Source organism: Candidatus Babeliales bacterium (genome assembly GCA_035944115.1).
Classification (GTDB): Bacteria; Babelota; Babeliae; order Babelales; family Vermiphilaceae; genus DASZBJ01.
This window is the reverse complement of sequence record DASZBJ010000034.1, coordinates 1-25,224: the sequence shown is the minus strand read 5'-3', so window position 1 is coordinate 25,224 and position 25,224 is coordinate 1. Positions and strand designations below refer to the sequence as shown.

Here is a 25,224-nt window from a genome sequence, read left to right as displayed (position 1 = left end):
GAGTACCCATCGTAAAAATGATGGTGTATTTTTTGGGGCTGCTGTCTGGATCTTTGATCAGAGGAATAAATATCTCTGCAGCAGGTTAGAAATGAAGAATTATAAACCCTATAGATCAAGTATATTATGTTTTAATAACAGATCAAGCTGCTGTGTCTAATAGAATAGCATGCTTCCTTGTTTTTTTGAGTTAATTCTTTATATGATTAATCACGATTTTGTAATTTTGTGTAACAGCAAATAATGATAGGTTTATTTTTAATAATACTTAAGGGGTTTTTAATGAGAAAAAGTTTCTTATATATGGGTTTTCTGGGTATCGTTATGGCCATGACTGTGACCGTGCCCACATTTGCGGCACGAGCGCCTCGCGCAAAAGCGCCTCAAGTGCAGGCCCCTCTGACCGGTACGCTAGAGCAAATGATTGCTACGTTAAATAGAGTTGGTTTACGGGCTACAGATACGTGGATAGAGCAACAACTGCCTACCCTTGCTCAAAAAATTCGCTCAGAAGCAATAGCTAAAAAATTAAAACGAGATGCAGTAGAGACGTTAATAATCCGTGTGACCAGCACGCCTCCGGTAGGTCCATTCGCTGCTCAATTGCGGGCATTGGTGTTTGCACCAGTCAGAGCAGGTGCAGCACCTGCAAGAGTTGTTGTAAAGCCGGCTGCTCGCATGCCAGTAGTTGCGCCTAAGGCAACACCAGTTGCAAAAGCAGCTCCTATTATGCCAGCAAGGGGTCCGGCAGCATCAGCACGATTCGTTCCAAGGCCAAGCGCAAGACCAGTGGTTGCGCCTGTGGCGGCACCGGCACCAGTACGGCGACCCGCGCCAGCGATGCGTCCAGCAGCACCCGCAAGAGTTGTTGCAAAGCCGGCTGCTCGCATACCAGTAGTTGTGCCTAAGGCAGCACCAGCACCCGTTAGAGTGGTTGCCCGGCCAGCCCTGAAGACACCAGCTCCGCAGGTAAAAGTGGCTTCTCCCAGACGTTCGACCGCACAAGAAAAAGTAGCAGAGCAACAACGAATGCAAGCGGCGCAATCGCAAGTTCGTCGGCAAGAAGCAGAAAGAGTAGAGGAGCGACGACAAGAGCAAATACGATTAGAGGCAGAACAAAAAAAAGAAAAAGAGCGAAAGCAGACAGTAGAATTAAAAAAGACACAGCAAGAAAAATTGGCTGAGAAAGCAAGGCAAGAAGCAGAAAGGAAAAAAGAGGAAGACAAAGCTAAACAGGCTGCGTTAGAGGCAGGGCGAATAGGAAAAGAGAAACGGCAAAAAACAGTTAAATCTGCTCTAGCACCACGTAAGAATGCGGCGGATTTGCAACAGGCGATGAAAGAATCAGGATTGACGTTTGAAGATCTAGTGGAGCGATCCAATAACTTTTACCGACGGTTTGCAGCAGCACCTAATCTTGCCAATAGAATTGCTACAATAGCTGGAGATGATGATAATAAAAAGGAGCATATTCTTGAACAGGCTCATGATGTGCGTTTGTTAGTACATGACAGGGTAATGAAATTGATAAGCGATTTTTTAGTTTATAGCCTTAAATATGGTACTTCAGTGGAAAAAGCGGTTTATGCTGGAATTGATTTACCTAAATTTATTAATCGTCTGATCTCTAATCGTCCGGTAGTTTTTTTTGATCCGCTTGATACATACCTATTACGAGATGGAAAAACACACGGTGCAGGTAGAGGAAATTTTGAGCGGATTGGCGGGTTTAATGAAGCCTCACCTCTTTTATTAAAAGATTATCTTTCATATGATGAATTACAGATTGCAGCATTGTTGGGCATGTCAGCACCTACCTATTTTATCAATAACGGCACGCGCGAAAATCAAGGAATAAAAGGCGCTAGTAATTCTTATGTTCCAGAGGGAGTATACACAGGACTTGTCGGCACACAATTTGAAAAGCAAGGATTGATGGAATGGAAGCATATGATAGTGACTGAAGAACAAAATACGCCCGATCATGGGTATGGTAGTCCAGTCGACAGTCAGTTTATTCGTGACCCCAAGCTGGATATATGGGCGAAGTTTTATAACATTCCTTATTTTTATACATTTAAGCAGGCAGAAGCCGATACAACGGGTCGATTCTTATCTGTAGAAGTGCGTTCAGTTGATGAAGAAGATACACAGGTTTGGGTAAAGGGATATTTAGATAAAGAGGTCTATAAAGAACGAATAAAAATGGTTGTATTACCGTTTCTTGATGATGCAGATGGACGTGGTGAAGAGCTTGGTAAAAAAGTATATGCGCAGGTTATTGGCTTGGGAACTGGCACTTGGGCGGTCGATCGTGTTGAGCAAGAGAAAATGATACTGGAGGTGTATGCAGAATTGCTGGGGCAATATCGATTCCCCTGGATTGACACCATTAATTTTAGTTGGTTTGAGGAATCAGTTGGAAAATTTGCTATTGATTCAAAACTATTTAAAAAAGGATCTAATGCAATTGGGTCCAATACAATAAACATTGTATTTTCAGAACGTAATCCGGCAGATGCGTTGGTTGGCGCAGATGCAACTAAATTGCTTGTTGCAATGTATGCGCGTAATGGTGGAGGTGCATATCCCGGTAATGAGTATTGGCAAGGAGTAAAGAATTATTCATCAGATTCAGCAGCGATTTGTAGTTCAACCTTGTCAGAAGTATTAAACCCTGAAATTAATAAAGAAAATCTGAACTTCAAGAATGTACAGAGCACATCTGAAAAGAAACCGTTAGCGCAACAGCAGGCACAACGGCGAGCGGCGGAAGCAAAGAAGCTGCAGAAACAACTAGAAAAAAAACAACAAGCAAAACAAGCCTCACAAGCCGCTACTACACCAGCAAAGCAAGTGGAACAGGAAGAAGAAAAAGAGCAAGCGGCTGCTGCGCAAGAGAAACCGCAAGAATCAGTGAAGATCCAACCGAAACCAGAAATAAAGTCTGCTGCAAAATCAGGGGTAACATTTGAGACATTGGTGGAGCGGTCAGCGAAGTTTGGCATAAGGGGAAATGTTAGACTATTTAAGACAGAAGATAATAGAATTGTTGTTATAGCTGGCCAGGATAAAGCTAAGCAGGAGCGGATTGCGGAGCATGCTAACACTGTGCGTCTGGTTATGCATAAAAAGATATTAGCATTAATTGACGCGTTTCTTACTTTTAAAAGAGGCCCGAAAGGTAGTAAAAAAGAACATGCGGTATACGCTGGCATGACGACAAATCAATTTATTGATCGTTTGATTACCAACCGTCCACTAGCCTTTTTAACAGAGAACGATACATATTTGTTACGGGATGGCGTAACGAAAGGTCAAGGAGGTGAGATAAATGGTGAATTTGAACAAATTGGCACAGAAAATGAAAAAGCTCCTTTGGTTTTAAAAGAGTATCTATCATATGACGAAATGCAGATTGCAGCATTATTGGGCGTTTCAGTGCCAACCTACTTTATTAACGATGGAGGTCGATACAACAGAGGAATAAAAGAAAAGAACGAAGATCGTTATGAACAGGAAGGCATTTATACTGGCCTTGTCGGAGCTCGTTTTGAAAAACCAGGGCTTATGGAATGGCGGCATATGATGATTACAGCTGATCAAAATACAGCTGAAAATGGGTATGGTGCTCCGAAAGTGCGCAAAAAAGAAGACCCTCAGCTTACGATGTGGGCTCAATTTTATGAAGTGGACTATTTTTATACCCATGATGAAGCAAAAGTTGATACAACTGGTAGGTTTGTACTGATCGAAAAGGTCGATATTTTTGGAGGATTACATGCGCAAGCAACAGTTATTGGATATTTAGATACCTACGTATACAAGAAGCGAATGCAGGCAGTTTTGTTGCCATTTTTAATTGATGCAAATGAGCGCGGTAAAAAAGAAGGAAAATTGGTACAAGCGGAAGTCGTTGGTTTAGGACTTGGCGTTTGGGCGGCGTCAAAGAATGATAAAACTGAGCAGACGTATGCAATGTTGCGTGCATATGCAGAAATCTTACAAAAGTACGATTTGCCCAATATTGATGGTATTAATTTTGACCATTTTGTTCCACAAGCTCTTTGGTATGCAAATAAGCAGAATTTATTTACCAACCAACGCATAACGGTAACCTTTGAGAATAGAAATCCGGCAGGAAAGTTAGATGGCAAGAAACTGCTTGTTGCAATGTATGCATGGGATGGCGGTTCGTATCCAGGGAATGAATACTGGCTTGGGCAGTTGGCTGCTTCTGGTGATCCTGCGGCGATATGTTGTTCAACATTGGGAGAGTTGCAAAATCCAGAGATTAATACGGAAAATGTTTCATCGAAGAATATGTTGATTGCGGAATAAATAGGCGTTTTTGTTTATAAAAGAAGCTGCTCATGAATTAAAAATAGTTCATGAGCAGCTTCTTATTTTCAGGAGAACTTTACAACTCTCCATTGATTATTCTTTCTCGATACTGAGCCATCAATGCCACCATGAAATGTAAATTATGTACCGTTGCAAGTTGATACCCCGTCATTTCTTTTGCTTTGAAAAGGTGATGTAGGTATGCAATGGTGTAATGTTTACAGGTTGAGCATGTACAATTTTTATCTATTGGTTCAAATCGGTGCCTATTGGCGCTGTTCATTATTTTTACGTTACCATTGAATGTAAACAGTAATCCGTGTCGTGCACAGCGCGTTGGATGTGAGCTGTCAAACGTATCGATGCCGAGTTTTATGCACGGCTCTAGCGATGTCAGGTCACCGATGCCAAGGAGGTGATTGGGTGCGGTTGTTGGTACATATGGCATGGTGTGTGCAAGCATCTCAAACATTTCTGCGTGCGTTTTACCTAACGATCCGCCAATAGCAAATCCATCAAAATCTAAGCTGGTTAAATAATCACAACTTTTTTTGCGCAGTTCTTTGTTTACGCCACCATGGATAACCGCGTACATTGCTTGATTGTTTCGGTTGGCAAGGTGCGTATCAAGAGAGCGCTTTTCCCATCGGTGTGTGCGTTCAAGCGAATCAACAAGTTTTTTAGGATCTATGTGATACGGCGGCAATTCATCAAGGGGAATAATAATATCAGCACCAAGATCTTTTTGCGCTTGTACGGATGATTCAGGAGTAAGCAGAAGTTTATTGCCATCACGGTATGAGCGGAACAGCACCCCTTCTTCGGTAATTTTCAGTACTGATCCATTATCCTTCTTCTTACCCTTACTTTTCAGCTCATCATTCACCGTGCCATAGGCAAGGCTGAATACTTGAAATCCACCAGAATCAGTAATAATCGGCTTATTACGATTGATAAATTTATGAAGTCCCCCCGCTTGTTGTACTATTCCACTGCCCGGTTGCAACATTAAGTGATAGGTATTGCAAAACATGAGTTGCAGATCAATATCTTTGATCATTTCGCTATCAACGCTTTTGAGCGTTGCATTGGTTCCTACGGCAACAAAACCTGGAGTGTCAATAATGCCATGAGGAGTGTGAATGCGGCCAACACGGGCACGAGATAAACGGGATTGATGGATGAGTTCAAATTTAAATTGGTTCATACAAAGATTATTTTTTTAAGGAGTTGATGAGTGTATATGTTTAGAAAGAAGAATGTACGGTGTTGTCAGGAGAATGATAATTACCTTAACGGCATAACTGATTGCTATAACATCCCAAACAGAATGTACGATGCCATACAGGCCTAAGAAACTAAATAAAACGGTATCGATGAGTTGGCAGATTCCGATTGAGATATAGTTGCGTGCGGTTAAGTACCTGCCTGCAAATTTGCTTTTGAGTACTCCATACAGATAGCTATCGAGTTGTTGGACAATCAAATACACCGTAAATGATGCCATAGTAATGCGGGGCATGAATGTAAGAATTGCATGATAATGTATTTGTGCAATGTCATAGCTGTTTGGAATATAACTGATGTGGATTTGGCAGACGATTGCAAAAAAAACCATTAAAAAAAAGCTAATCCAAATAGCCGTTTTGGTAATGGGACGTCCAAAGTATTCTTGTAGAAGATTAAGACCAAATACAGCGCCGACGGTGAACGCATCAGAGCAGGTTGCATCAAGTCCAAAAAGCGTGATCTGTTTGACGACAAATAGATTTGCCGCAATACAGCAGGTGGATATAAACGCAATGAGTGCATGTTTACCAAGTTTTAGTGAAGCTAATGCAAAAAAGCCGATAACGGCCACATGGATAATGAAAATAAATTCGTTACTGTAAAACATGATTTCTTACTTATGTAATGGATATTCTTTAAAGCCAATAAGTTGACATTCAGGTTGCGGCATCACGCCAAAGGCATCATATACTTTTTCTTGCATTGCACGAGCGAGTTGAATAATGTCTTTCGAAGTTGCAGTGCCATTATGCACGATCATATTTGCATGCTGGTATGAAACGACAGCATTACCAACATTCAAAGTTCCTTTAGCGCCGATTTTATCAAGGTAATACGCCACATAAATCATTTTTTTGCCATTGCTTTCTAAGGTAACTTCTTCAGGATGAAAATTCCTAAAGAAACTGCCGCAAGTATTACGTGTTGGGTACCGTGACGTACGATGGCGAATGATTTCCGTATGTCTGCCACGCGCGTAGGCAATTTCCAAATCTGTTGCGCGCGTTAATTTAAAGGTAGCGGTGACAAGATAATATTCGTTGTTATGCAATGTCGATGTGTCGTAACCGAAATTAAACCACGCATTATCGACGGTCAGGAGTGTCCCCGTTGTTTTATGAAGCACTTGTGCGCTCACCAGAAAATTACCCAATAAAAATGAAAAATAATGAAGGTTGATATACACAGATCCGCCAACAGTACCGGGAATTCCGCTAAATTCTTCAAGGCCAAGAATGTTATTATCAAAGCAAAATACAATAAGATCGTGTATGGTGACGCCAGCACCAGCGGTGACTAGCACAGAGTTGTCACGCAGGCTTTCAGTAGTGATGTTTTGTAGCGCAGGACGAATAACAACGCCATCAAAGCCTTCGTCACTAACCAAAATATTAGCGCCTTGGCCAAGGATAAAAAGCTCAAGGTTATTTTTTTGAGCAAAGTTGATTGCGTCTTGAAATTCATGTGCTGTGGTTGGCTCGCAAAAATAATTGGCAGATCCTCCCGTTGCAAACCAATTTTTATCCGCAAGGGTTATGTTTCTTTTCAAGGGAAACCTTTACAAATTCGGGTCTAGTTGCAACTTGGTTGTTTTCAAGAAGTTCTAAGCAGGCAGCGCTACAACTGTTTTTGAATGTTATTGTGCAGTCCGCACATGAGATCATATGCTTGTTGCATAAAACATTTCGGCAGTTAATAAAATCATCACATGATGTATCGCACAGTGCGCATGATCCTAAAATGTCATCATTAATTTTAACGGTAACGCGCCCATCAAACACATAATTTTTACCCCGGAAGTAGCCATCAGGATATGCGTCAGTGTAACGCTGTATGCCGCCCTCTATCTGATACACCTGCGCAGCAACACCTTTGGTGTTTAAGTATGCGCTTGCGCGCTCGCAACGAACTCCGCCAGTGCAGTACATTAAAACTTGCTTATCTTTAAATTGTTCTAAATTACTATCGATATATGCTGGAAGGTCTCTAAAATTATCAATGTCAGGTTTTACTGCGTTGGTAAATGCACCAACTTGCCATTCCACTTTATTACGCGCATCGAGAATTACTAAATTATCAGGGTTGCTTTGGATTAAAGCATGCGCTTCATCTGGGTTTAAGTGGGCACCGCCTTGCTTGGGAGTGAGTTGGTCAGCGGGGATACCAATGCTGACGATTTCATCTCGGACAGCGATACGCATTTTCGGGAAACATTCAGCGCCGCCTTCACTTTCTTTAAAATCGATGTCAGCAAACAAAGGGTCCTTGCGCATTGCATTTTTATAGTGAGCGATATGTTCATCACTACCACCGACGGTACCGTTGATTCCTTCGTGACCAAGCAAAATGCGTCCGGTAAGTTTTAAATCAGCGCACAGCTTTTGTTGCCATTTCAGGGTACGTTTTGGGTATTCAATGGTGACATACTTGTAAAATAATAAGATTTTGCCCATAATTAGTAATCCTATATGAAAAGTCGATCATGCTTTTTACAGTATAACAAGATGTTTGATTTTCGTCGATACAGACAAGGGGGAGAGTGTTGCAGCGCTGTGTAGTATCAGGGGTGGTAATTGATCAGCAAAGGTGTGGATTATTGAACTCTCCTATTTTTAGTGTACGGTTATGGTAATTTATTAATCTTTAAAAACAGGGTGAGGTATGAAGGTACAATGTTTCTGTATAGTGTTTATGGTTGTTGTGTTGGGAATGGCCTCCGCGTGTTGTTGTAAAAGTAAACAGTCAAAAAAAGGAGTTGTTATGGAGCATAAAGTTGCAGTAGGTTTTGCGGCACCAGATTTTACGTTATTAGATGATGCTGGCAAAGAACGGATATTATCCCACGAGCTCGGTAAAAATATTGCGTTGATGTGGGTGCCTAAACCGGGAACGCCGCATTGTAATACTGAAGTATGCAGTATTAGAGATGGCTTTGCTGATCTGCAAGCGGCGGGTGTAGAGGTGTGGTGTATGAGTTATGATAGTCCAGAAGATCTTAAAAAATTTAAAGAGAAAAAATCATTAAATTTTCCGTTGCTGAGCGATAGCGATAAAACAGTCTCTAAACTGTATGGTGTTTCAGGATGGTTTTTCCCTGATCGCGTTACCTTTTTGATAAATAAACAGGGTGTTATTATTAAGATCCTTAAGGATGTTGATGTTAATGCTCATGCGCAAGAGATTATTAAGGCGTTTCAAGTAATCTGAAATTTGTGAAATTAACAATCTATGCTACCCTGTAGCACATATTTTAATAGTTGTTTTTTTTAAGAAAGGGATATTTTATGAAAAAAAATATAATAGGCGCGCTTACATTGGCATGCGTAGCGTTGTTTATTAGTGGCTTTAGCGGATGTGATAGCTGTCAAAAAAACTGTTGTCCTGCGTCATCATGTGGGCAAAAAGAAGTTAAAGAAGTTTCTGCGCCTACGCATGATCATGCGGATGAACATGTAGCCGTTTCGGCGGAATTAGCTCCGGTAGTGCAAGAGCCTCTAGATGTTAGACCAGCAGTAATACAAGAAAATCAAACAATGCTACAGGGAAAAGAAATGGCAGAAAATAATTCTGGAGTGGTAACAACTCCATCGGGATTGCAATATATCATCTTAAAGCCAGCACCAGCTGATGCAAAGTCACCAAAAAGCAGAAAAGTTGTAACGGTACATTATACCGGATGGCTTGATAAAAATGGTGAAAAAGGCGCGAAATTTGATAGCTCTGTTGATCGTGGAATGCCATTTCAATTTGTGATTGGTGCACACCAAGTGATTGCAGGATGGGATGAAGGGGTTATGGGCATGAAAGTTGGCGAAGAGCGTCGATTGATTATTCCAGCAAACTTGGGATATGGTAATCGCAACATGGGTTCAATCCCTGCAGGCTCAACGTTAATCTTTGATGTTACGTTGTTGGATGTTGCTGAGTAATTGATACTTGGTAGTTGTAGAAAATTAAAAGAGGATGCATTGCATCCTCTTTTTTGTTGGTGACTATTTCCATGCATCTTCATGCCCTATTGTAGTATCATCATTTTTATCACGATATTCTGCTAAGGAAGAGAGTTCAATGTCTTCTCTTTTTTCTAAAGCTTCTAAAAATAAGTTCTTTGGGCCAGTCTTGATCATGATTTGATTTCATGTTCTGCAATTTTATTTAATTAGTTTTTAATCTTTTGTACGTTTTGTTGCACCCATTCAAATTCTACGTTTTTATCTTTAAAGTTCATGTTAATACCAACCAAGGTAATTGCTTTGTTGCTGTGCATGTATTTTTCGTAATATTTTTTTTGAATAATTTGATCAAGCGCTTGCTGTGCTGAGCCATCATATTTAAATTCAAAAATGAAAATGGTATTGGCTGTTTCTAGTACAAGATCTGATCGACCGCTGCTGGAAGCGACTTCCGATTGTGGTTTCATGCCAAGTAAGTCAAACATGAGGTGAATGAGCGAATGATAATAACTTTCTCGTGGAATGTGTAGATTATAAGGGATTCCAGCAAAAAGAATTTTGATTGCGCGGCAAAATGTTTCAAAGTTTTGTTCGAGCAAAGCTCTACGCATCCGTACAAGTTCCATTTGCAGCACGTCGGGTGTGGTATATGCAAATGCTTGTACCAGATAATCTTTAAAAGATTTTCGTACTTCTTGGTTAGGATAATTTAATGTAAAGGCCTCTACTGAGGGATCGTAATCAACTATGGTTAGGTAACCTGTTTGTAACAGCAGGGTATATAATGGAATATTATTGATGTCAATTGATTCTAAGCCGCTCATAGGCATTTCGATGGGTTCGTTTAGCTCAAGGCTAATACCTTTTTTTCGTAATAATGCTATCAGAAAGCCGGGCGACCCAGTATTAAACCAATAATTAGCAAATTTTTTATTGGCGAGGCAGGTGGTAACAGAAAGGGGGTTGTACATTTGTGGTTTTGTAAAATCATCACAAAATCGGTATCCATCGTACCAATTTTTCAGATCAGTAAGAACCACCTCTCGCGTCTTGCCAATATGGTGTGCAAGGGCGTCTATTTGTGGTGAATAATAGGTAATTAGTTCTTGCTCTGTGTACCCAAATAGTTCTGCTGCTATAGGATCTAAAGAAAGCTCGGTGAGGTTATTAAGGCCAGAAAATAGCGAAGTTTTAGAAAATTTGCTGACTCCGGTTATAAAAATAGCACGCCAATCGGCCTCTAAAGATTTTACTGTGGTATAAAAACTGCCAAGTATCTTTCTGTTTTCTTCGGCGATTTGAAGATTGTCAATATGATCAACTATAGGCTTATCATATTCATCGATGAGTAATACTATTTTTCCATGTATTGCGATTTTCTGAACAAGATCTTGGAGCAACCTGCCTGGATTAGTACCTTCTAGCTCGTCAGCACCATACTGTTTTGCAATACTTCGCAGTGCCAAACAAAAATTTTGCTCAAATTGTTCAGGTAATTTATGAACAATCCCACCAAAATCTAGGTGTATAATTGGATGGGTCTGCCACTCATAATTACCGTTTTTGCCAATCCAATATTCATTAAATAGTTCTTTTTTACCCAAAAAAATTGCCTTGAGCGTAGAAATAAAAAGGGATTTTCCAAAGCGGCGGGGGCGAGATACAAAGTAAAAATGATTATATTCAGGCGCTGTTATGAGATTATAAATATGTTTGGTTTTATCAACGTATATGCGATTTTCTTTAACAAAATTCTCAAATATACTGTAATGAATACCCATTCTTTTTGGTTGATTTGTCATAACAAATGACCCTTGCTTATATGCTCGATTTTACTATTTCTCAAATCAGTCTATCAAATGGTCATGCTTTTACTATGTATGTCAAAAGTGCTCCAGGTGCCAGTTAAATATGATCCAGATGCTTTTTCAGAAGTCGTGTGCAGCCATAGGTAAAAGCGCACGAAAAGAATAAAAGTGCAATGACGCAGGTAGAGAAATGAAAGAATTCGCTCTTTTGCAGTACCGCGTATCGCAGTCCTTCGGTGATGTAAAGAAATGGGTTTGCGTAGGTAATGTATCCGAGCATAGGTGAAAAACTATTCATCACATACCACGGAGCCCATAATCCTCCAAACATGAATAAAGGATCGTTATATCGAGCCCATATTCGTCCAATTAAGCGTGAATTATTTACCAAGCAGACAACGAAAAAATGATACGCGCTCGTCAGTAGAGATGCAAGCAGCAAGAGTATAAACAGTTGAACATAGGAAGCGTTTTGGGTCTGAAATAGATGGCCGAGCGTGAGTTTTGCTATGGGAACAAACGGAGTGATGAGAATGAAATTCCGTAGCGTGGAAAATAGTATGTATTCTATGATAACCAATGGCGGTTTCAGCACAGACATCTGGTATGCAATGAATCTATTGCCTTCCATGTCAAACAGTACGGGAATTGCTTGTCTTGAGCTGAGGATAACCAAGATCAGAAGTACGCTACCTAAAATAAGTATGGTTGATTTTTCTCCGCTGTCAGCGCTAAATACGAGTGATCCCTGCAGATAACCAAATATCAAAATATATAACAAGGGAAAGATAATCGTACAATTTATAAATTCATTGATGAGTTGTGGGCGGCAGGTATAAAAGTCTCGTCTTAAAAACTGCCAGAAAACTGCAAGCGATTGATTCATAGATATACCTTATACAGGATTTAATTTTTTTTTAGTGCCAATAACCAGGAACATCCCGGTAAGTACAACCGATACTATGAGCATTGGAATGCATATGGTATATGAAATGCCATGCTCTGGACCAAATAATGTTGATCGTAATCCTTCCGCAACATAGGTCATTGGATTGCATAAGCATAGCACGCCAAACGAAGGCCAAAAAGCATAGATAGATTTCCACGGGAATAACATACTGCTAAAATACATTAACGGAGATAATCTGCGCGGCCACAAATTGGTCATAAGCCATTCGTAGCGGAGTGTATACGCAAAGGTTGTCAGCAATGTTCCCAAAAATAAGAATGAAAGTATGTAGACTAAGATGAACGGAATGACCTGCATCTTAACGATACCAAATTTTAGGTGCAGAAAGAGCGTTGCTCCTGCAAGCGATGGAGTGATAATGCATGCAGCATTAATAGATGTGGTGAGTGCGTGGAGCATCCATAAAAAATGAGTTTTTATTGGTAACGTAAGTTGATAATCAATGATGCGATTAAATTTAAAGTCAAAAACAATGCGGAGCGACTGTCCATACGTGGTGGAAACAACGGTTCCCAAAAGACTGCCAATGTATAATGCACCTATAAGATCAGGAGAGGCGCCCATGAGCGGGAAGAAATAACAAAAAATGAGTGCTTTTGTTACTGTTCCTATGCATCCATCAATAACAAAATTGTATAGGTGCTTTGACAGCACATACAGGTCGCGGGATAGCAACGCATAGAAAACGCGTATGCTATCGGATACGGTTATATTCATACTGCTTCTTTTTCATATTCTTTAGTGAGCTTAATAAATATTTCTTCTAAATTATTGAGTTGGTGTTGCTCTTTTAAAGTGGCTACTGACTCAATGAGTCGAATCTTTCCTTTGTGGAGTATGCAAATACGATCGGAAAGTACTTCTGCCTCATCAAGATAGTGAGTAGTCAAAATAGTAGTGATACCAGCATCTTTAAGTGATCGTATGAGTTTCCACAAAGTTCTGCGGATGTCAGGATCAAGACCAACAGTTGGTTCATCAAGGATGATTATTGATGGGGAATGCATTAATGCTCGGCCAATGAGTATCCGTTGTTTATTGCCGCCAGAAAGAGCGTTAACATTAAACTTGGCATAGCGAGTGAGTTCCAGTTGCTCCATAAGATTGTTAACACGATGCTGTATTGTTTCTTCAGGCATGAGCAGATAACGGCCAGCAAAGATTAAGTTTTCTTCCACGGAAAGCTCGGGGTCAAGATTCTGTTTTTGTGGGCAAAATCCGAGCGATCGTCGGTATGCAATCAAATTTGTATAAATCGATTCGCCTTTAAAAAGAATGGTACCCGATGTGGCAGGGTGTAGTGTTGCTAAAATAGAAGACAGCGTAGTTTTACCTGCGCCGTTAACACCGAGTAATCCAAAAATTTCACCTTCATTAATAGTCAGTGAAATATCGTTGAGTGCGTGTACAGAGGTTCCCTTATCGCTGCGGTACTCTTTGCAAAGATTGGTAATAGTAAGAATAGGCTTAGACACATGTGCTCCTGTAATAGGACGTGATTATGAACACATATAGTGTAATGAAATTCTTATTTTTCTGCAAAGAGGTTGTGCTTGTTGATCGTTACTTGAGGGCCTATTCAGACCAATCACTGGGTATTGCAACGATCGGACATTTCTTGTTCTTGATGAGTTTGGTATGGCAAGTGTTAAGGTCGTGGTGTTTATAATTTTGCTTTCGGTTGTAATAGCACATCCATAATAATCGGCATATGATCACTTTCTTCTTCTGGATTTGTGCCATAATAGACGTAGCAGCCGCGGATCGGCAGTTTCCATGTCTGTGCTAAATAGATGAGATCTACTCGTGTGCCGCTCCAGACGGTATAACGAGGACTAGGTATGCCTTTTTTTGCAAAGCTGTCAGTAAATCCAGCGCTTTCGATATAATCAAGGGTTTGTGTAGGGACTTGGGTAAGGCCCGTTCTTTCTTGAAAATTTTTCGTTAACAACTTCCATACCTGTTTTTGTGCAACATTGTATTGATAATCTTGTTTGCGTACTGCATTCCAGTCCGCAAGTAATACTTTATTTGGATATGTATCAGCACACGCATGTGCAATAAGTTCTTTGACTTCTGCTAAGCGTTTTTGTTCTGTTTCATCCCAGACGTCCAAATGTGTTCCGCATAGTGAGATTTTGTTGGTGTCTGGTAATGTGATAATTGTGTGAATGAAGTTGCGTTTTTCTCGTTTACTATATTGATCAGCATCATATGTTTTTTTGTATGGCTTTGTATCAAAGGGATATTTTGAAACAATCATATTGCCAAAAAGATGTCCTTTCCAGCGGTTCATCGGCATAAATGTTCTATATCGATACCCTAAATGAGCAAAATCATTATTTATTTTTTCTGGATCAAATAATAAAACTTCTTGAAGGGCTATAACATCTGCTTGTATATTTTTAATAGTATTCATAATACCTGCATAGGCAGGTTTTCTTTCAGGGCTTGTCCAAAAATGTACGTTGTAAACTGCTATACGAGCGATAGTTTTGTCATGTGCTGGTATTTTATCATTTTCACCAGCGTCTCGCGCTTTTTGGCAATCTTTTAAGAAAGAAGGGATAATTTCTTTTTTAGGTAAGCTGCCTGTTTGTGCGTAGGTTGTCCAGATGCTGGCAGGTTTGTATTCTTGTTCATCGATGGCGTTTGCGAGCGATGTGGTGATTAAGAAAATAGTGAAAAAGCTTTGTTTTAAAAGTTTCATAATAAGATTCGTATGATTGTGAGGCTTATCTTTGTACCATATAAGTGTATCAATTTTTGTTTCAGTTTGTCAACAGTTGCAATTGCTCTTCATCACTGCCTGCGAGCTGCGAGAAGCAGGCAGTGATGAAGAGTTTAAGTTGTTTATGCCATTGGTTGATTATTGTCTGTGTAATTGGATATTGTGTGGTGAAAGTACAATAATTTAGAGTTTATAAAAAAGGAGTTGATAATGATGCGGTATGTGATGCTCGGTATTCTTCTTATGGTACATGGATTAGCTGCAAATGGACTAGTCTATGAACAACCGCCGAAAGAGCTTGCGCAATTTAAAAAGGGTTTGCAAAGGAAACAGCAAGAATTGCATGAAGAAATTAAAACGTTGCGAAAAAAAGAACGGGAGTTGGAAGAATTAAAACAGAGGCAAGAAGAGGCATTACGCCGTTTTCAGCAACAGGAAGAATGGCAACATGAGGTATTGCAAGCGAAAAAGTTAGAAGAAGATGATGAAAGAGAAGAGCTAAAAGAAGAGCTGCAAGGTCGACGCACAAAAAAAAGACAGCACGTCCAGGTGCAAAAAGAGAAGGAAAAAAAAGAAGCAGCGCAACGTAAGATAGCGAAAGAAAAGGACGAAAAAGAATCAAAACGGGTGCAAGCAGCAAAAAAATTAATATATGAATTGCGAGAATTTTTTGATGGATATATACGGCGTGAGCTTGTGGCATATCGGGTGGCACCGCAACGCATTAAAGAGCTCGTAGATGACACTCTGCAGGACGTTTTGGATGTTGCATCAACATCGGTACGTTCTATTAATTTTGTGATTGATACGGTAAACGAAAGGGTGGCAGAGATCAGTACGTTGTTGCCGAGTAAAAATCTAGTTAATCATGTGTACGCAATGGAGCGATATCGAGCTGTAGAGAAACAGTAATACACGTTTATGTTGAATGATGAGGCCGGGAATTACCGGCCTTTTTCAATAGCTTTGCAATTATGATGTGGCAATTGCTCGTTTACAGAGGCGTCTTAATACTGTGGTCGATACCACTACGGCAGCACCAGTCAGGCCAGCACCAAGGACAAAACCAGCCATAGTACTATTTACCATGAAATCTGCTGCTTGTGATTCGCCACCAGGATAAAATCCCAGCAGACCATTCAGTGTTCCAAGACCTGCCCCGATTCGAAGTTTAATGGGGCGCGACTGCTCGTTTGCAAAGGCGTCTTAAGATTAAGGTTGGTACCACTACGGCACCAGTCAGGCCAGCACTGAGTACACATGCGTGCGCCACTTGGTGAGGGTTAAGTCCTGCTATAAGGCCATTTACCATTACGAGGGCAAGTCCGACAACGCCACCGGCTGCCGTTGCAGCGACTTGATCGCATCGTCTAGGTAGATTTGCGCACGATGTTTGCGTATTTATCGTGATTGTTCCTATAAAAAGGAACAACATCAGATTTTTCATTTTATCCTTTTGGTTGTGGTGAAATTATGTGATTTATGCGATTCAAGGGTACTTTTTTTAATAAAAATATCAAAAGATGATCAAAAATCCTTTAAGCCAAGAAATGTTTTGTTGAGCCCTTACGGGCGCGCAATTTTCTGGATTGCCACGCAAGCTCGCAACGACTGCGGGACATATCTTATGCTCTGTCGTATGTAACAAAGCCATGCATTATATTCTGGATCAGATGACAGTAAAGATTGGTGACACCATTATGGGGTCTAGCAGGGGGTATTGAGGGATAGATAAATATTATTAACGCTATTGGCATTCGCTAATCGTCATGGTGAGCGAAGCGTAGCCATCCAGTAATAAATGCGTCCCAAATGGACGCGACTTTGTTGTTATTAAGATAGCGGCTCTGATAACTATTATGTCGCGCTCAATCTGAGCGCACAGATTCTGGATTATTACGCTTTGATCATAATAACGGTGGGGACATACCATTCGCTTTCATTGCAAGATCGCTCTATGAATGAGTCTATCAACAGCAATATCGATTCATGAATGTACATTACACAAACCATCAGTACACATTGCAGATTATTAGGTTTTCTTTTACAGTTATAAGATATGTCGTTTTATCGATTCTTTATAACAAGGTAGGCTATGAAACTCTCCATTGCGTGGATTTTTGATCATATTGATGCTGACGTTACAACAATTGATATTGATCAGTTAGTAAAAAAATTTAACGAAACAACGGCTGAAATAGAGGGATTTCGTGCGGTATCATTTGATTTAGAAACGGTCTCTCTGGCACAGGTTATAGCAGTGGACGCTGATGTGGTAACAGTGCATAGTCCAGAATGGAATCAGACCTATACCTTACCAGAGCGGAAAAAAGTAGCAGTGGGCCACTGGTATTTCATTAAAAACATTGTACATGCGGATTGGGCAGGCATGGATCATTTTGGGGGAACGCGTATCGATTTGCTTCCTGCAATACATTGTGATGCATCGCTGCATGCAGGTGGATGGAAAAAATTAGTACAGACTTCTGATTATATTTTAGATATTGATAATAAGTCGATCACCAATCGCCCTGATATGTGGGGGCATCGTGGTGTTGCGCGTGAGATTGCAGCTATGTTTTGCTTGCCACTCAAACCAATTTCTGACTTTTTAGCTCCTATCGAAATTGCGCATCATGCTAACCATGCACCAGTATCATCAGATAGCCCTTTTTCTATAACCTTAGAGGCGCAAGGATGTTCACGTTTTGCAGGGTTATATGTTTCAAACATTACGTATCAACATTCTTTGTTGGCGATGGCGGTACGGTTTGCTCTCCTTGATATAAAGGCAATTGATGCCATTGTGGACTTTACTAATTATGTGATGTTGGATCTCGGTCAGCCTATGCATGCATTTGATGCAGATAAGATTGTGGCCAAAACTATTACCCCACGCATGGCCCACAAGCAAGAAAAATTACAGCTACTCGACGGGCAAGATATTATTTTGACTGGTGAAGACATCGTGATTTCTGACGGCAAAGATCCACTCGCTCTTGCAGGTATAAAGGGTGGCGCGGCAACAGCTATTTCCGACCAGACAACGGCATTATTTTTAGAATCGGCCTGTTTTAATGCGAGCACGATCAGACGTTCTGCTGCTCGACATAAAATACGCACTGATGCGTCAATGCGATTTGAAAAAACATTAGATCCAAATCAAACATCACAAGCGATTATGCGATTTGTTGCATTGTTAAAAAATGCGCAGATTCCTTATGCCGCCTCCTCTCGGATTGTTTCATGTGGAATAGTGATGCCAGAAAAAGTTATTGAGATAGAGCATGCATTTTTGCAAAGTCGGCTTGGTATCGAAATATCTCAGGAAAAAGTTATCGAAATACTTTCTCGTTTAGAATTTCAAGTGGCATGCACTGATAAAAAATATCATATTGCAGTACCATCATTCCGCAGCACAAAAGATGTGACTATTAAAGAAGATATTGTAGAGGAAGTAGGACGGTTTTATGGATATACCAATATTATTGCTGAGTTGCCATTACGGCGATCTGCGCCATGTGATGTGCATGCAGTATACCAGCGCCGTGCGATAAAAGCAGAGATGATTAATGGGTTACAGATGCATGAGCTTGAAAGCTATTCATTTTATGATGAAGATTTTTTACGAAGACTTGCATGGCAGCCAGATCATAGTCTGACCGTTTTAAATCCGGTTTCTGAAAATTGGCGGCAATTAGTGACATCATTGATACCGAATGTATGCAAAGCGGTTGATGATAATGCGGCAGAGTATGATCAGTTACGTTTTTTTGAATGGGCACGTACGTGGCAAAAAAGTGGAACAGATGCAATGGAGCGTAAATCATTGGCAGGGATTTTTTTTGATAAAAAAAATACGGTTGATTTTTATGAAACAAAAAAGTTATTAGAACAGTTTTTTTCCACCATATCATTGCCGATAACATGGCATAAAGCAGAGCAGGAACTTGATCCGTGGTTTGCTCCGTATCAAACAGCAGTGCTTAAATATGATGATGTGGTCATTGGTATTGCGGGAAAAGCGAATCAGCTCTTTTTAAATAAAGTGGTCGATGGTGATGCATTCATTTTTGAATTAGATGGTGACTTTTTACAAGATTATAAAAAGCCAATTGTGCGATATGTTGCGCCATCAAAATATCCCGCATCAGTGCGTGATGTCAGTATGTTTGTGCCGCTTTCATATACTGTGGATGCGTTAATAGATCGAATTACAACAGTGCATGGAGCGGTTGATGATGTGCAGCTGGTTGATCGATTTGAAAAAGATGAGTGGCTCGATAAACGTGCACTAACATTCCGATTTGTAGTACGAGATGTTGAAAAAACGATGACAAAAGATGAAGTTGATGGGGTGGTTTCACTCGTGCTTGAATCGCTCATGCAACTCGGTGCAGTAATTCGATGAAAAAAAAATGGTTGCTCTTTGCCTATGTACTTGTTGGATTATTGTTACTAGTTCTTGATCGCGTTAGCAAACATTGGGCTATCGTTCAGTGTGCAGATGGCTGGGAGATTAACAGCTTTTTGTCGTGTGATTTGACCTACAATCGTGGTATTTCTTGGAGTTTATTTGCATCACATGATGCAACAGCTTTTACCATATTATGTTTGTTTATTTCATTGATTATTATGCTTGTTGCTATGCATGCATATTTCCGTTGCAATAATAATCGAACCATTTGGGGAGAGGTGTGTGTTATCGCTGGGGCAGCTTCTAATTTGCTTGATCGCATTGTGTACACTGGAGTCGTAGATTTTGTTCATGTGAGGGCTGGCGGATATTCATGGCCGATTTTTAATGGTGCAGATGTTTTTATTGTTGTGGGGGTTGCTATCATTTTTCTTACTAATTATTGGGATGATACCGAGTAGGATAATGGAATAATGATCAAGCAGTGGATATTTCAGACAACAGATTTTTTATTGCGCACGATGGGCTATATCTTAGCGCCACCATTTTGTGCGAGCTGTAGAATATTTTTATCGGAGCGAGTGCCATTATGTGTGGCGTGCTCTGATAAAATTCTGCCGGTAGCATCATCGGTTATACCCATTACTCGGAAATATTCAGTTAAAATTCTCGCAGTTTCGCGGTATCAATTTCCTTTAAAGCCAATGATTATTTCAAAATCGCACGGTAATATTGTTGCGGCAATACAGTTGGGTGAAATTATTTGGCAAAAGACATATCTGCAGCATATGCAGTTTGATTGTATTATTCCCATTCCCCTTCATTGGACCCGCTTTGCGCGCCGTGGATATAATCAAGCTGATGAAATAGCAAAAGTGATTAGTCAAAAAACAGGTAAGCCGGTGGTGCATTGCGTGAGCCGTCAACGACGTACGGTGTTTCAATCATCGCTGCCAGCAGAACACCGATTAAAAAACGTGCAGGATGCATTTGAGGTGCATCCTGCATATCAATCTTCAATTGAAGGCAAGCATATTTTAATTGTTGATGATTTACTGACCACGGGCTCAACGCTTAAAGAAGTTGCACGTCAGCTCATTCGCTATAAACCAGCTTCGTTGACGGCAGTAGTTGCATGTCGCGTGTGTTAATTATTGGTTTTCTTTTTCTTCTGAGCTCTCGTTGCAATCCTCTTTTTGATCATCTGAAGAGCTTTCAGGTAAGCGTATTGCCAGCAGCTCTGCAACATCGGGAAGTAATATATTCCCTTGCCAGGCAGGTTCATTAGCGGGAATAAGATGTACGGCATTTGCAGGAGAGATGTCAGGATTATTAAGCCTTTGCACAGCGAGAGTAAGCTCATTTAGTTGTTGTAATAAATCGGCGATGTTGATGGAGCAAAGCTCTGCTGGGGCTTGAGTTGGATGTGTTGCAGCTATGTGTGCAAGTGATGCTAGTGATGTAGCTTGAGCATTGATTGCTTTTACTAATGATGTTGTGCTGTCTGAATCAAATGTAATCTGAGGATACTGCTCATGGAATTCTTTTAAATGATCTTTTCTTCTTGAGGCTTTTTTCGAGTGTTCATGGTGTCGGTTCAGTACTTGCTGTACACCTTGGTTATATATACGTTTTTGACCAAGCTGTGCAAGTTTAGCAAATTGACCGCTTTTTATTTGATTTGTCAGTGCGCGATCTGCATTTACAACGCTCGGTGATTGTATTGCTTCTCCGTAAACAGTTTGTCCAAGTCGTAAAGAGCTAGTGGTAAGGTGCGCAAATCCGTGAGCAACGCTTTTTACGCCATTGGTTGCTGAGGTTAGAACGTGCATGACTCCCCCAGATTGTTCTGCTGCGCCAAATATGGCTGACGATACAATGCTGGTCGATAAGCATCCAATTATAAATAGCTTATTCATAAGGCATTCCTTTGTATTAATTTTATAAATGAAATAATTCAGCACGAGTGTACTTAATCCATAATAGAAAATCAATCTTATATGTAATTTTTTTTGCGCAATGTAGTGGTGAATTGATGCATAATATGAAATTTTTCTAGTCTTAACCGCTGTTGCCGCTTTCAGATCTTGCATCAATATTGTAAATCAAATAATTTGTGATACTATACGTTTGATTATAAAATGAGTAGGTGATTGTGAAATTGGTATATTATAAACTGTTTTTATTTAAAGAGGATTATGTATGAACGATGCAAAAATATCGACAAGTAAATATCTACTGCTTGGCGCATTATCTTTAGTACTTGTTGCAGCACCTGGTTGTGCTCCGTTCGATTGGGTTAAAGATAAATTAGGCATGGGTAAAGGGGCGAGCTCGCATGCAGGGCATACACAGGCAATGGTAGATATGCAAGATCATTTAATGAAAGAAGGGCAGGAGCTTGCATCGTTAGATGGTGTTTCTATCATTTCGGATAAAAGTCTTGAGCGTGATTTCGCGCAGCTTATTGAAGAAAATCCACAATTAGGTCAAATTTTACCGCTTATGCCAGATGCACGTTATAACTTCTTGCAAGGTATGGTAAGCCAAGCGGTTGTTGATGCATATGTTGTTAAAAATGGTATTGATATGTCTGAAGATTATCAAAAAGATTTGGCAAATATGATGCGTTCAGTAAAGCGTATGCTGAATACAAAATATTTTGGTGCTGCAAATCCAGTAGTAGTAAGTGATGCTGATGTTCGAGAATATTATGATGATAACAAAATGAGAATTCCTGAGTTGTGTATTTCTCGTGGTGGTGTAAAAGCCGAAGGAATCATGTTCTCGGTAGAAGCAGAAGCAAAAGTGTTTGCAGCGGCAGCAAAAGGAAAAGATTTTGCGCAAGTGGCAAAGGTTCAAAAGCTTTCTGATAAAGTTGAAGATTTTAATTTTGTGAATGAGCAAAGTTTGGGTATTCATGTAACATTGCGTGATAAAATTGGTTCGTTGACAAAATTCCCTGCAACTGAAGTAGTTAAAGTGGATGACAAAACGGTTTGGGTTGTACGTGCAACTGAAAAGCAAGAAACAAAGTATGCAGAATTTGAGCAAGTACAAGCAGGCTTAAAGCAGTATATCGAAAAAGAACGTCGCATGGCGGTGTTTGATAAAGAGATTACACGCTTGAAAGAAGAGTATAAAGTTGTGGTAAATGATTCTTATTTTAAGAATAAAAACGAGCAATCATTGGCTCAAACAACAGAATTATCAGATGAAATGATGGATATGCATGCAGATGAAGCAGTTGACGTAGCTGCACCTAAAGCTGCATAATATGGTACGTTATATAAGATAGTGTAAAGGGGAACTGTTAGGTTCCCCTTTTGTGTATACCACAACAGGGGATTATATGAAAAAATTGTATTTTTTAACGATGAGTTTGATTATCTTTTTTGGTTCTGCTTCGTGCTTGCAGGATGTACAGTATGGGCAGTTAATCGATACGATATCAGTAACGCTGTATGCGGAAAATGATACTGATATTATTATGCAATCAGAGATTGATCGTCCAGGAATCGATGGATCCATGCGCTCGCAAAAGAATCTTGTGCTTGAAAAAAGAATGGGACAAGAAGCAAAAAAATATAAGATGATTCCAGATGAAGAAATGGTAGATAAGAGATTAAAAGAGGTACAGCGCATAAATAATTTGACCCATGAAGGGCTTAAACAGGCACTAGCAGCAACTGGATATACCTATGAAGAAGCGCGTGAGCAGTTTGCGCAAATGACCGCCATTAGTAACTTATTGGACGTCAAAGTTCGTACACTGGTGGTTGTTACTGAGCAAGAAATTCAGAATTATTTTGATAAGAATCCGATTCAAGAGCCTACTGAATATTATGTTCAGCGTGCGGTGGTCAAGGTGAGTGCAGAGCTTTCCAAAGAAGAACTGTATGACCAGTTAATGACAGAAAAAGGGGTATCCGATTTAGTGTGGTTGGAGCCATTTTGGATTAAAAAGGAGGAGCTTGCAGAAGATAAATTTTTTATTACTGAGTTACAAGTAGGTGAAATTTCTGCTCCGCAAGAATTATCCGATGGATTTGAGCTGTTCAGATTACAAGAAAAACATGATGAGCGTGTTGTACCGTTGCAAGAGCGTGAGCGAGAGATTGCAAATGATTTACGCAGAGCTCGATACGATCAGCTGATGGAAGCGTATTATACAGAACTGCTCAATACTGCCTCTATTGTGTATTTGTGAAATCGGTAGTGATAATAATCGTGAGTAGCATCTTCTAATGTTTGCTGAGACACAAGGCGCTTATATAGTTTGTATATAGGCGCCTTTTAGTATTCTAAAATGAAAATTACATGCCAAAAAATCCAATATCGGCAGCTGATGCAATCATTGCTTCTCCTGCAGCCTCTGTCCTTCCTTGCTTAAAGGCATCCTCAATACGTTGGTAAATAGCTTTGGTCCTTCCGAGATTAGTGTCGGCACCCGCTGCTTTCAGCAGATAAATCCCCTTGTTTATTTTTTGCATTTGTATTGGCGGAAAGTACGGAATTTTTTTTGCACGATCACGAAGTATTGCAGCATTTTTGATGAGCTCGGCAGTAGTTAATAAGTCTTCTTTTATGCGCCAAATGCGTGCGGTGCGATCATAAGATCCGGTGACGATGAATCGGTTGTCAGGGCTGATAGCTACTGAAGTTATGGCTGTATGGCCTTCAAGAATATGCAGGAGTACTCCTGTGGTGGCATCCCAAATACGTGCGGTGTTGTCGAAAGATGCCGTGACGATGAATTGGTTATCAGAGCTGATAGCTACTGACCATATTTTGTTTGTATGACCTTCAAGGATATGCAGCAGTGCTCCCGTAGTTGCATTCCAAATGCGTGCGGTGTGATCCCAAGATCCGGTGACGATGAATTGGTTATCAGGGCTGATAGCTACTGAATTTATTGTGTCTTCGTGACCGGAGAGTATGTGCCGTACTTTTCCATCAGCAGCATCCCAAATGCGTGCAGTGTTGTCGGGAGATCCAGTGACAATGAATCGGTTGTTAGGGCTGATAGCTACTGAAGTTATTATCCATGTATGGCCTGTCAGGGTATGCAGCAGTGCTCCCGTAGTTGCATTCCACATGCGTGCGGTGTAATCCCAAGATCCGGTGACGATGAATAGGTTATCAGGGCTAATAGCTACAGAATTTATTTTGGATCTATGGCCTTCAAGAATATGCAGGAGTACTCCTGTGGTGGCATCCCAAATACGTGCGGTGTTGTCGAAAGATGCCGTGACGATGAATTGGTTATCAGAGCTGATAGCTACTAACCATATTTGGTCTGCATGGCCTTCAAGGATATGCAGGAGTGCTCCTGTGGTGGTACTCCAAATGCGTGCGGTGTTGTCCCAAGATCCGGTGACGACGAATTGATTATCAGAGCTGATAGCTACTGAATATGGCCTGTTTGTATGGCCTTCAAGGGTATACAGTAGTGTTCCTGTAGTAGCGTCCCAAATTCGTGCAGTCTTATCGTCAGATCCCGTGACGATGAATTGGTTGTTAGGACTGATAGCTATTGAGGTTATGGGCGCTGTATGACCTCTTAACGTTTGCGAGATGATAGTTGCATGTGGATCAGTAAATGTTTTTTGTGCCATGCGGTCTATTATATGCGTTAATTCGAGTGGGAAATCCGGTTCTAATAGTTTTTGCAGTTCTGCATCACTATATTCTATGAGGCGGCCGCCTCG

22 protein-coding genes are annotated in these 25,224 nt (G+C 40.4%); 9 read left to right on the top strand and 13 right to left on the bottom strand.

Annotated elements, in window-relative coordinates; all coding sequences use genetic code 11:
• The first annotated feature begins 282 nt into the window (after positions 1-282).
• Positions 283-4,341 carry a DUF4804 domain-containing protein gene (locus VGT41_03860; protein ID HEV2601409.1) on the top strand — a complete coding sequence of 1,353 codons (4,059 nt, stop codon included), beginning with the start codon at positions 283-285 and terminating at the stop codon, positions 4,339-4,341.
• 79 nt (positions 4,342-4,420) lie between these two features.
• On the opposite strand, the gene tgt is transcribed toward VGT41_03860, so the two are convergent.
• From tgt to VGT41_03840, 4 genes are read right to left on the bottom strand one after another with little or no spacing between them, the layout of a single operon-like run.
• A complete protein-coding gene (gene tgt, locus VGT41_03855; GenBank protein ID HEV2601408.1) occupies positions 4,421-5,551 on the bottom strand; it encodes a tRNA guanosine(34) transglycosylase Tgt in 1,131 nt (376 codons plus the stop codon).
• A 15-nt stretch (positions 5,552-5,566) separates the two neighbouring features.
• Positions 5,567-6,241: a queuosine precursor transporter gene (locus VGT41_03850; protein ID HEV2601407.1), complete on the bottom strand. Its 675-nt coding sequence runs from the start codon at positions 6,239-6,241 to the stop codon at positions 5,567-5,569.
• Positions 6,242-6,247: 6 nt separating this feature from the next.
• Positions 6,248-7,183, bottom strand: coding sequence for a UDP-N-acetylmuramate dehydrogenase (gene murB / locus VGT41_03845; protein HEV2601406.1), 936 nt, complete (start codon positions 7,181-7,183; stop codon positions 6,248-6,250).
• Complete coding sequence (locus tag VGT41_03840) at positions 7,155-8,087, bottom strand: rhodanese-related sulfurtransferase (GenBank protein ID HEV2601405.1); 933 nt, start codon at positions 8,085-8,087, stop codon at positions 7,155-7,157. Before VGT41_03840 ends, murB begins: the two co-directional genes overlap by 29 nt.
• 307 nt (positions 8,088-8,394) lie before the next feature.
• Between VGT41_03840 and VGT41_03835 the strand changes: the two genes are divergently transcribed.
• Positions 8,395-8,841 (top strand): peroxiredoxin, encoded by a 447-nt coding sequence (locus VGT41_03835; protein ID HEV2601404.1) that lies wholly within the window; start codon positions 8,395-8,397, stop codon positions 8,839-8,841.
• A 77-nt stretch (positions 8,842-8,918) separates the two neighbouring features.
• Positions 8,919-9,563 carry an FKBP-type peptidyl-prolyl cis-trans isomerase gene (locus tag VGT41_03830; protein ID HEV2601403.1) on the top strand — a complete coding sequence of 215 codons (645 nt, stop codon included), beginning with the start codon at positions 8,919-8,921 and terminating at the stop codon, positions 9,561-9,563.
• Positions 9,564-9,626: 63 nt separating this feature from the next.
• Here VGT41_03830 and VGT41_03825 read toward each other — a convergent pair whose 3' ends face one another.
• The 6 genes from VGT41_03825 to VGT41_03800 all read right to left on the bottom strand — a co-directional run bounded on the left by VGT41_03825 (position 9,627) and on the right by VGT41_03800 (position 15,075).
• Positions 9,627-9,761 carry a hypothetical protein gene (locus VGT41_03825; protein ID HEV2601402.1) on the bottom strand — a complete coding sequence of 45 codons (135 nt, stop codon included), beginning with the start codon at positions 9,759-9,761 and terminating at the stop codon, positions 9,627-9,629.
• Positions 9,762-9,793: 32 nt separating this feature from the next.
• A complete protein-coding gene (locus VGT41_03820; protein HEV2601401.1) occupies positions 9,794-11,389 on the bottom strand; it encodes an AAA family ATPase in 1,596 nt (531 codons plus the stop codon).
• A gap of 103 nt (positions 11,390-11,492) precedes the next feature.
• On the bottom strand, positions 11,493-12,281 hold the full coding sequence (locus tag VGT41_03815) for an ABC transporter permease (protein HEV2601400.1): 789 nt from the start codon (positions 12,279-12,281) through the stop codon (positions 11,493-11,495).
• Positions 12,282-12,290: 9 nt separating this feature from the next.
• Entirely contained in the window at positions 12,291-13,082 is a 792-nt protein-coding gene (locus VGT41_03810; protein ID HEV2601399.1) for an ABC transporter permease, read from the bottom strand.
• Complete coding sequence (locus tag VGT41_03805) at positions 13,079-13,840, bottom strand: ABC transporter ATP-binding protein (protein HEV2601398.1); 762 nt, start codon at positions 13,838-13,840, stop codon at positions 13,079-13,081. The genes VGT41_03810 and VGT41_03805 overlap by 4 nt, the downstream gene beginning before the upstream one ends.
• A 188-nt stretch (positions 13,841-14,028) precedes the next feature.
• The gene (locus tag VGT41_03800) at positions 14,029-15,075 is read right to left on the bottom strand and encodes an endonuclease/exonuclease/phosphatase family protein (protein ID HEV2601397.1); all 1,047 of its coding nucleotides are present in this window, start codon (positions 15,073-15,075) and stop codon (positions 14,029-14,031) included.
• Between the two features lie 231 nt (positions 15,076-15,306).
• Between VGT41_03800 and VGT41_03795 the strand changes: the two genes are divergently transcribed.
• Positions 15,307-16,008: a hypothetical protein gene (locus tag VGT41_03795; protein HEV2601396.1), complete on the top strand. Its 702-nt coding sequence runs from the start codon at positions 15,307-15,309 to the stop codon at positions 16,006-16,008.
• Positions 16,009-16,267: 259 nt separating this feature from the next.
• Here VGT41_03795 and VGT41_03790 read toward each other — a convergent pair whose 3' ends face one another.
• Positions 16,268-16,543 (bottom strand): hypothetical protein, encoded by a 276-nt coding sequence (locus VGT41_03790; protein ID HEV2601395.1) that lies wholly within the window; start codon positions 16,541-16,543, stop codon positions 16,268-16,270.
• A 648-nt stretch (positions 16,544-17,191) separates the two neighbouring features.
• On the opposite strand from VGT41_03790, the gene pheT reads away from it, so the two are divergent.
• Genes pheT through VGT41_03775 form a run of 3 tightly spaced genes read left to right on the top strand, consistent with a single transcriptional unit; the run spans position 17,192 to position 20,664 of the window.
• A complete protein-coding gene (gene pheT, locus VGT41_03785) occupies positions 17,192-19,507 on the top strand; it encodes a phenylalanine--tRNA ligase subunit beta (GenBank protein ID HEV2601394.1) in 2,316 nt (771 codons plus the stop codon).
• Positions 19,504-19,974, top strand: a complete 471-nt coding sequence (lspA, locus tag VGT41_03780) for a signal peptidase II (protein HEV2601393.1) — start codon at positions 19,504-19,506, stop codon at positions 19,972-19,974. The genes pheT and lspA overlap by 4 nt, the downstream gene beginning before the upstream one ends.
• 12 nt (positions 19,975-19,986) lie before the next feature.
• Entirely contained in the window at positions 19,987-20,664 is a 678-nt protein-coding gene (locus VGT41_03775) for a phosphoribosyltransferase family protein (protein HEV2601392.1), read from the top strand.
• On the opposite strand, the gene VGT41_03770 is transcribed toward VGT41_03775, so the two are convergent.
• On the bottom strand, positions 20,665-21,432 hold the full coding sequence (locus VGT41_03770) for a hypothetical protein (protein ID HEV2601391.1): 768 nt from the start codon (positions 21,430-21,432) through the stop codon (positions 20,665-20,667).
• A gap of 283 nt (positions 21,433-21,715) precedes the next feature.
• On the opposite strand from VGT41_03770, the gene VGT41_03765 reads away from it, so the two are divergent.
• The gene (locus VGT41_03765; GenBank protein ID HEV2601390.1) at positions 21,716-22,789 is read left to right on the top strand and encodes a peptidyl-prolyl cis-trans isomerase; all 1,074 of its coding nucleotides are present in this window, start codon (positions 21,716-21,718) and stop codon (positions 22,787-22,789) included.
• 76 nt (positions 22,790-22,865) lie between these two features.
• Positions 22,866-23,723 (top strand): hypothetical protein, encoded by an 858-nt coding sequence (locus VGT41_03760; protein HEV2601389.1) that lies wholly within the window; start codon positions 22,866-22,868, stop codon positions 23,721-23,723.
• 106 nt (positions 23,724-23,829) lie between these two features.
• Here the strand turns inward: VGT41_03760 and VGT41_03755 are convergent.
• On the bottom strand, positions 23,830-25,224 hold a 1,395-nt coding region (locus VGT41_03755; GenBank protein ID HEV2601388.1), incomplete at its 5' end, for a WD40 repeat domain-containing protein.

Coding starts and splice junctions, on each gene's coding strand:
- pheT (HEV2601394.1), top strand. CDS start 17,192: ATGAAACTCTCCATTGCGTGGATTTTTGATCATATTGATGCTGACGTT.
- VGT41_03860 (HEV2601409.1), top strand. CDS start 283: ATGAGAAAAAGTTTCTTATATATGGGTTTTCTGGGTATCGTTATGGCC.
- VGT41_03765 (HEV2601390.1), top strand. CDS start 21,716: ATGAACGATGCAAAAATATCGACAAGTAAATATCTACTGCTTGGCGCA.
- VGT41_03820 (HEV2601401.1), bottom strand. CDS start 11,389: ATGACAAATCAACCAAAAAGAATGGGTATTCATTACAGTATATTTGAG.
- VGT41_03835 (HEV2601404.1), top strand. CDS start 8,395: ATGGAGCATAAAGTTGCAGTAGGTTTTGCGGCACCAGATTTTACGTTA.
- VGT41_03790 (HEV2601395.1), bottom strand. CDS start 16,543: ATGAAAAATCTGATGTTGTTCCTTTTTATAGGAACAATCACGATAAAT.
- tgt (HEV2601408.1), bottom strand. CDS start 5,551: ATGAACCAATTTAAATTTGAACTCATCCATCAATCCCGTTTATCTCGT.
- VGT41_03825 (HEV2601402.1), bottom strand. CDS start 9,761: ATGATCAAGACTGGCCCAAAGAACTTATTTTTAGAAGCTTTAGAAAAA.
- VGT41_03830 (HEV2601403.1), top strand. CDS start 8,919: ATGAAAAAAAATATAATAGGCGCGCTTACATTGGCATGCGTAGCGTTG.
- VGT41_03840 (HEV2601405.1), bottom strand. CDS start 8,087: ATGGGCAAAATCTTATTATTTTACAAGTATGTCACCATTGAATACCCA.
- VGT41_03815 (HEV2601400.1), bottom strand. CDS start 12,281: ATGAATCAATCGCTTGCAGTTTTCTGGCAGTTTTTAAGACGAGACTTT.
- VGT41_03810 (HEV2601399.1), bottom strand. CDS start 13,082: ATGAATATAACCGTATCCGATAGCATACGCGTTTTCTATGCGTTGCTA.
- VGT41_03760 (HEV2601389.1), top strand. CDS start 22,866: ATGAAAAAATTGTATTTTTTAACGATGAGTTTGATTATCTTTTTTGGT.
- VGT41_03770 (HEV2601391.1), bottom strand. CDS start 21,432: ATGAATAAGCTATTTATAATTGGATGCTTATCGACCAGCATTGTATCG.
- VGT41_03795 (HEV2601396.1), top strand. CDS start 15,307: ATGATGCGGTATGTGATGCTCGGTATTCTTCTTATGGTACATGGATTA.
- VGT41_03775 (HEV2601392.1), top strand. CDS start 19,987: ATGATCAAGCAGTGGATATTTCAGACAACAGATTTTTTATTGCGCACG.
- lspA (HEV2601393.1), top strand. CDS start 19,504: ATGAAAAAAAAATGGTTGCTCTTTGCCTATGTACTTGTTGGATTATTG.
- VGT41_03800 (HEV2601397.1), bottom strand. CDS start 15,075: ATGAAACTTTTAAAACAAAGCTTTTTCACTATTTTCTTAATCACCACA.
- VGT41_03850 (HEV2601407.1), bottom strand. CDS start 6,241: ATGTTTTACAGTAACGAATTTATTTTCATTATCCATGTGGCCGTTATC.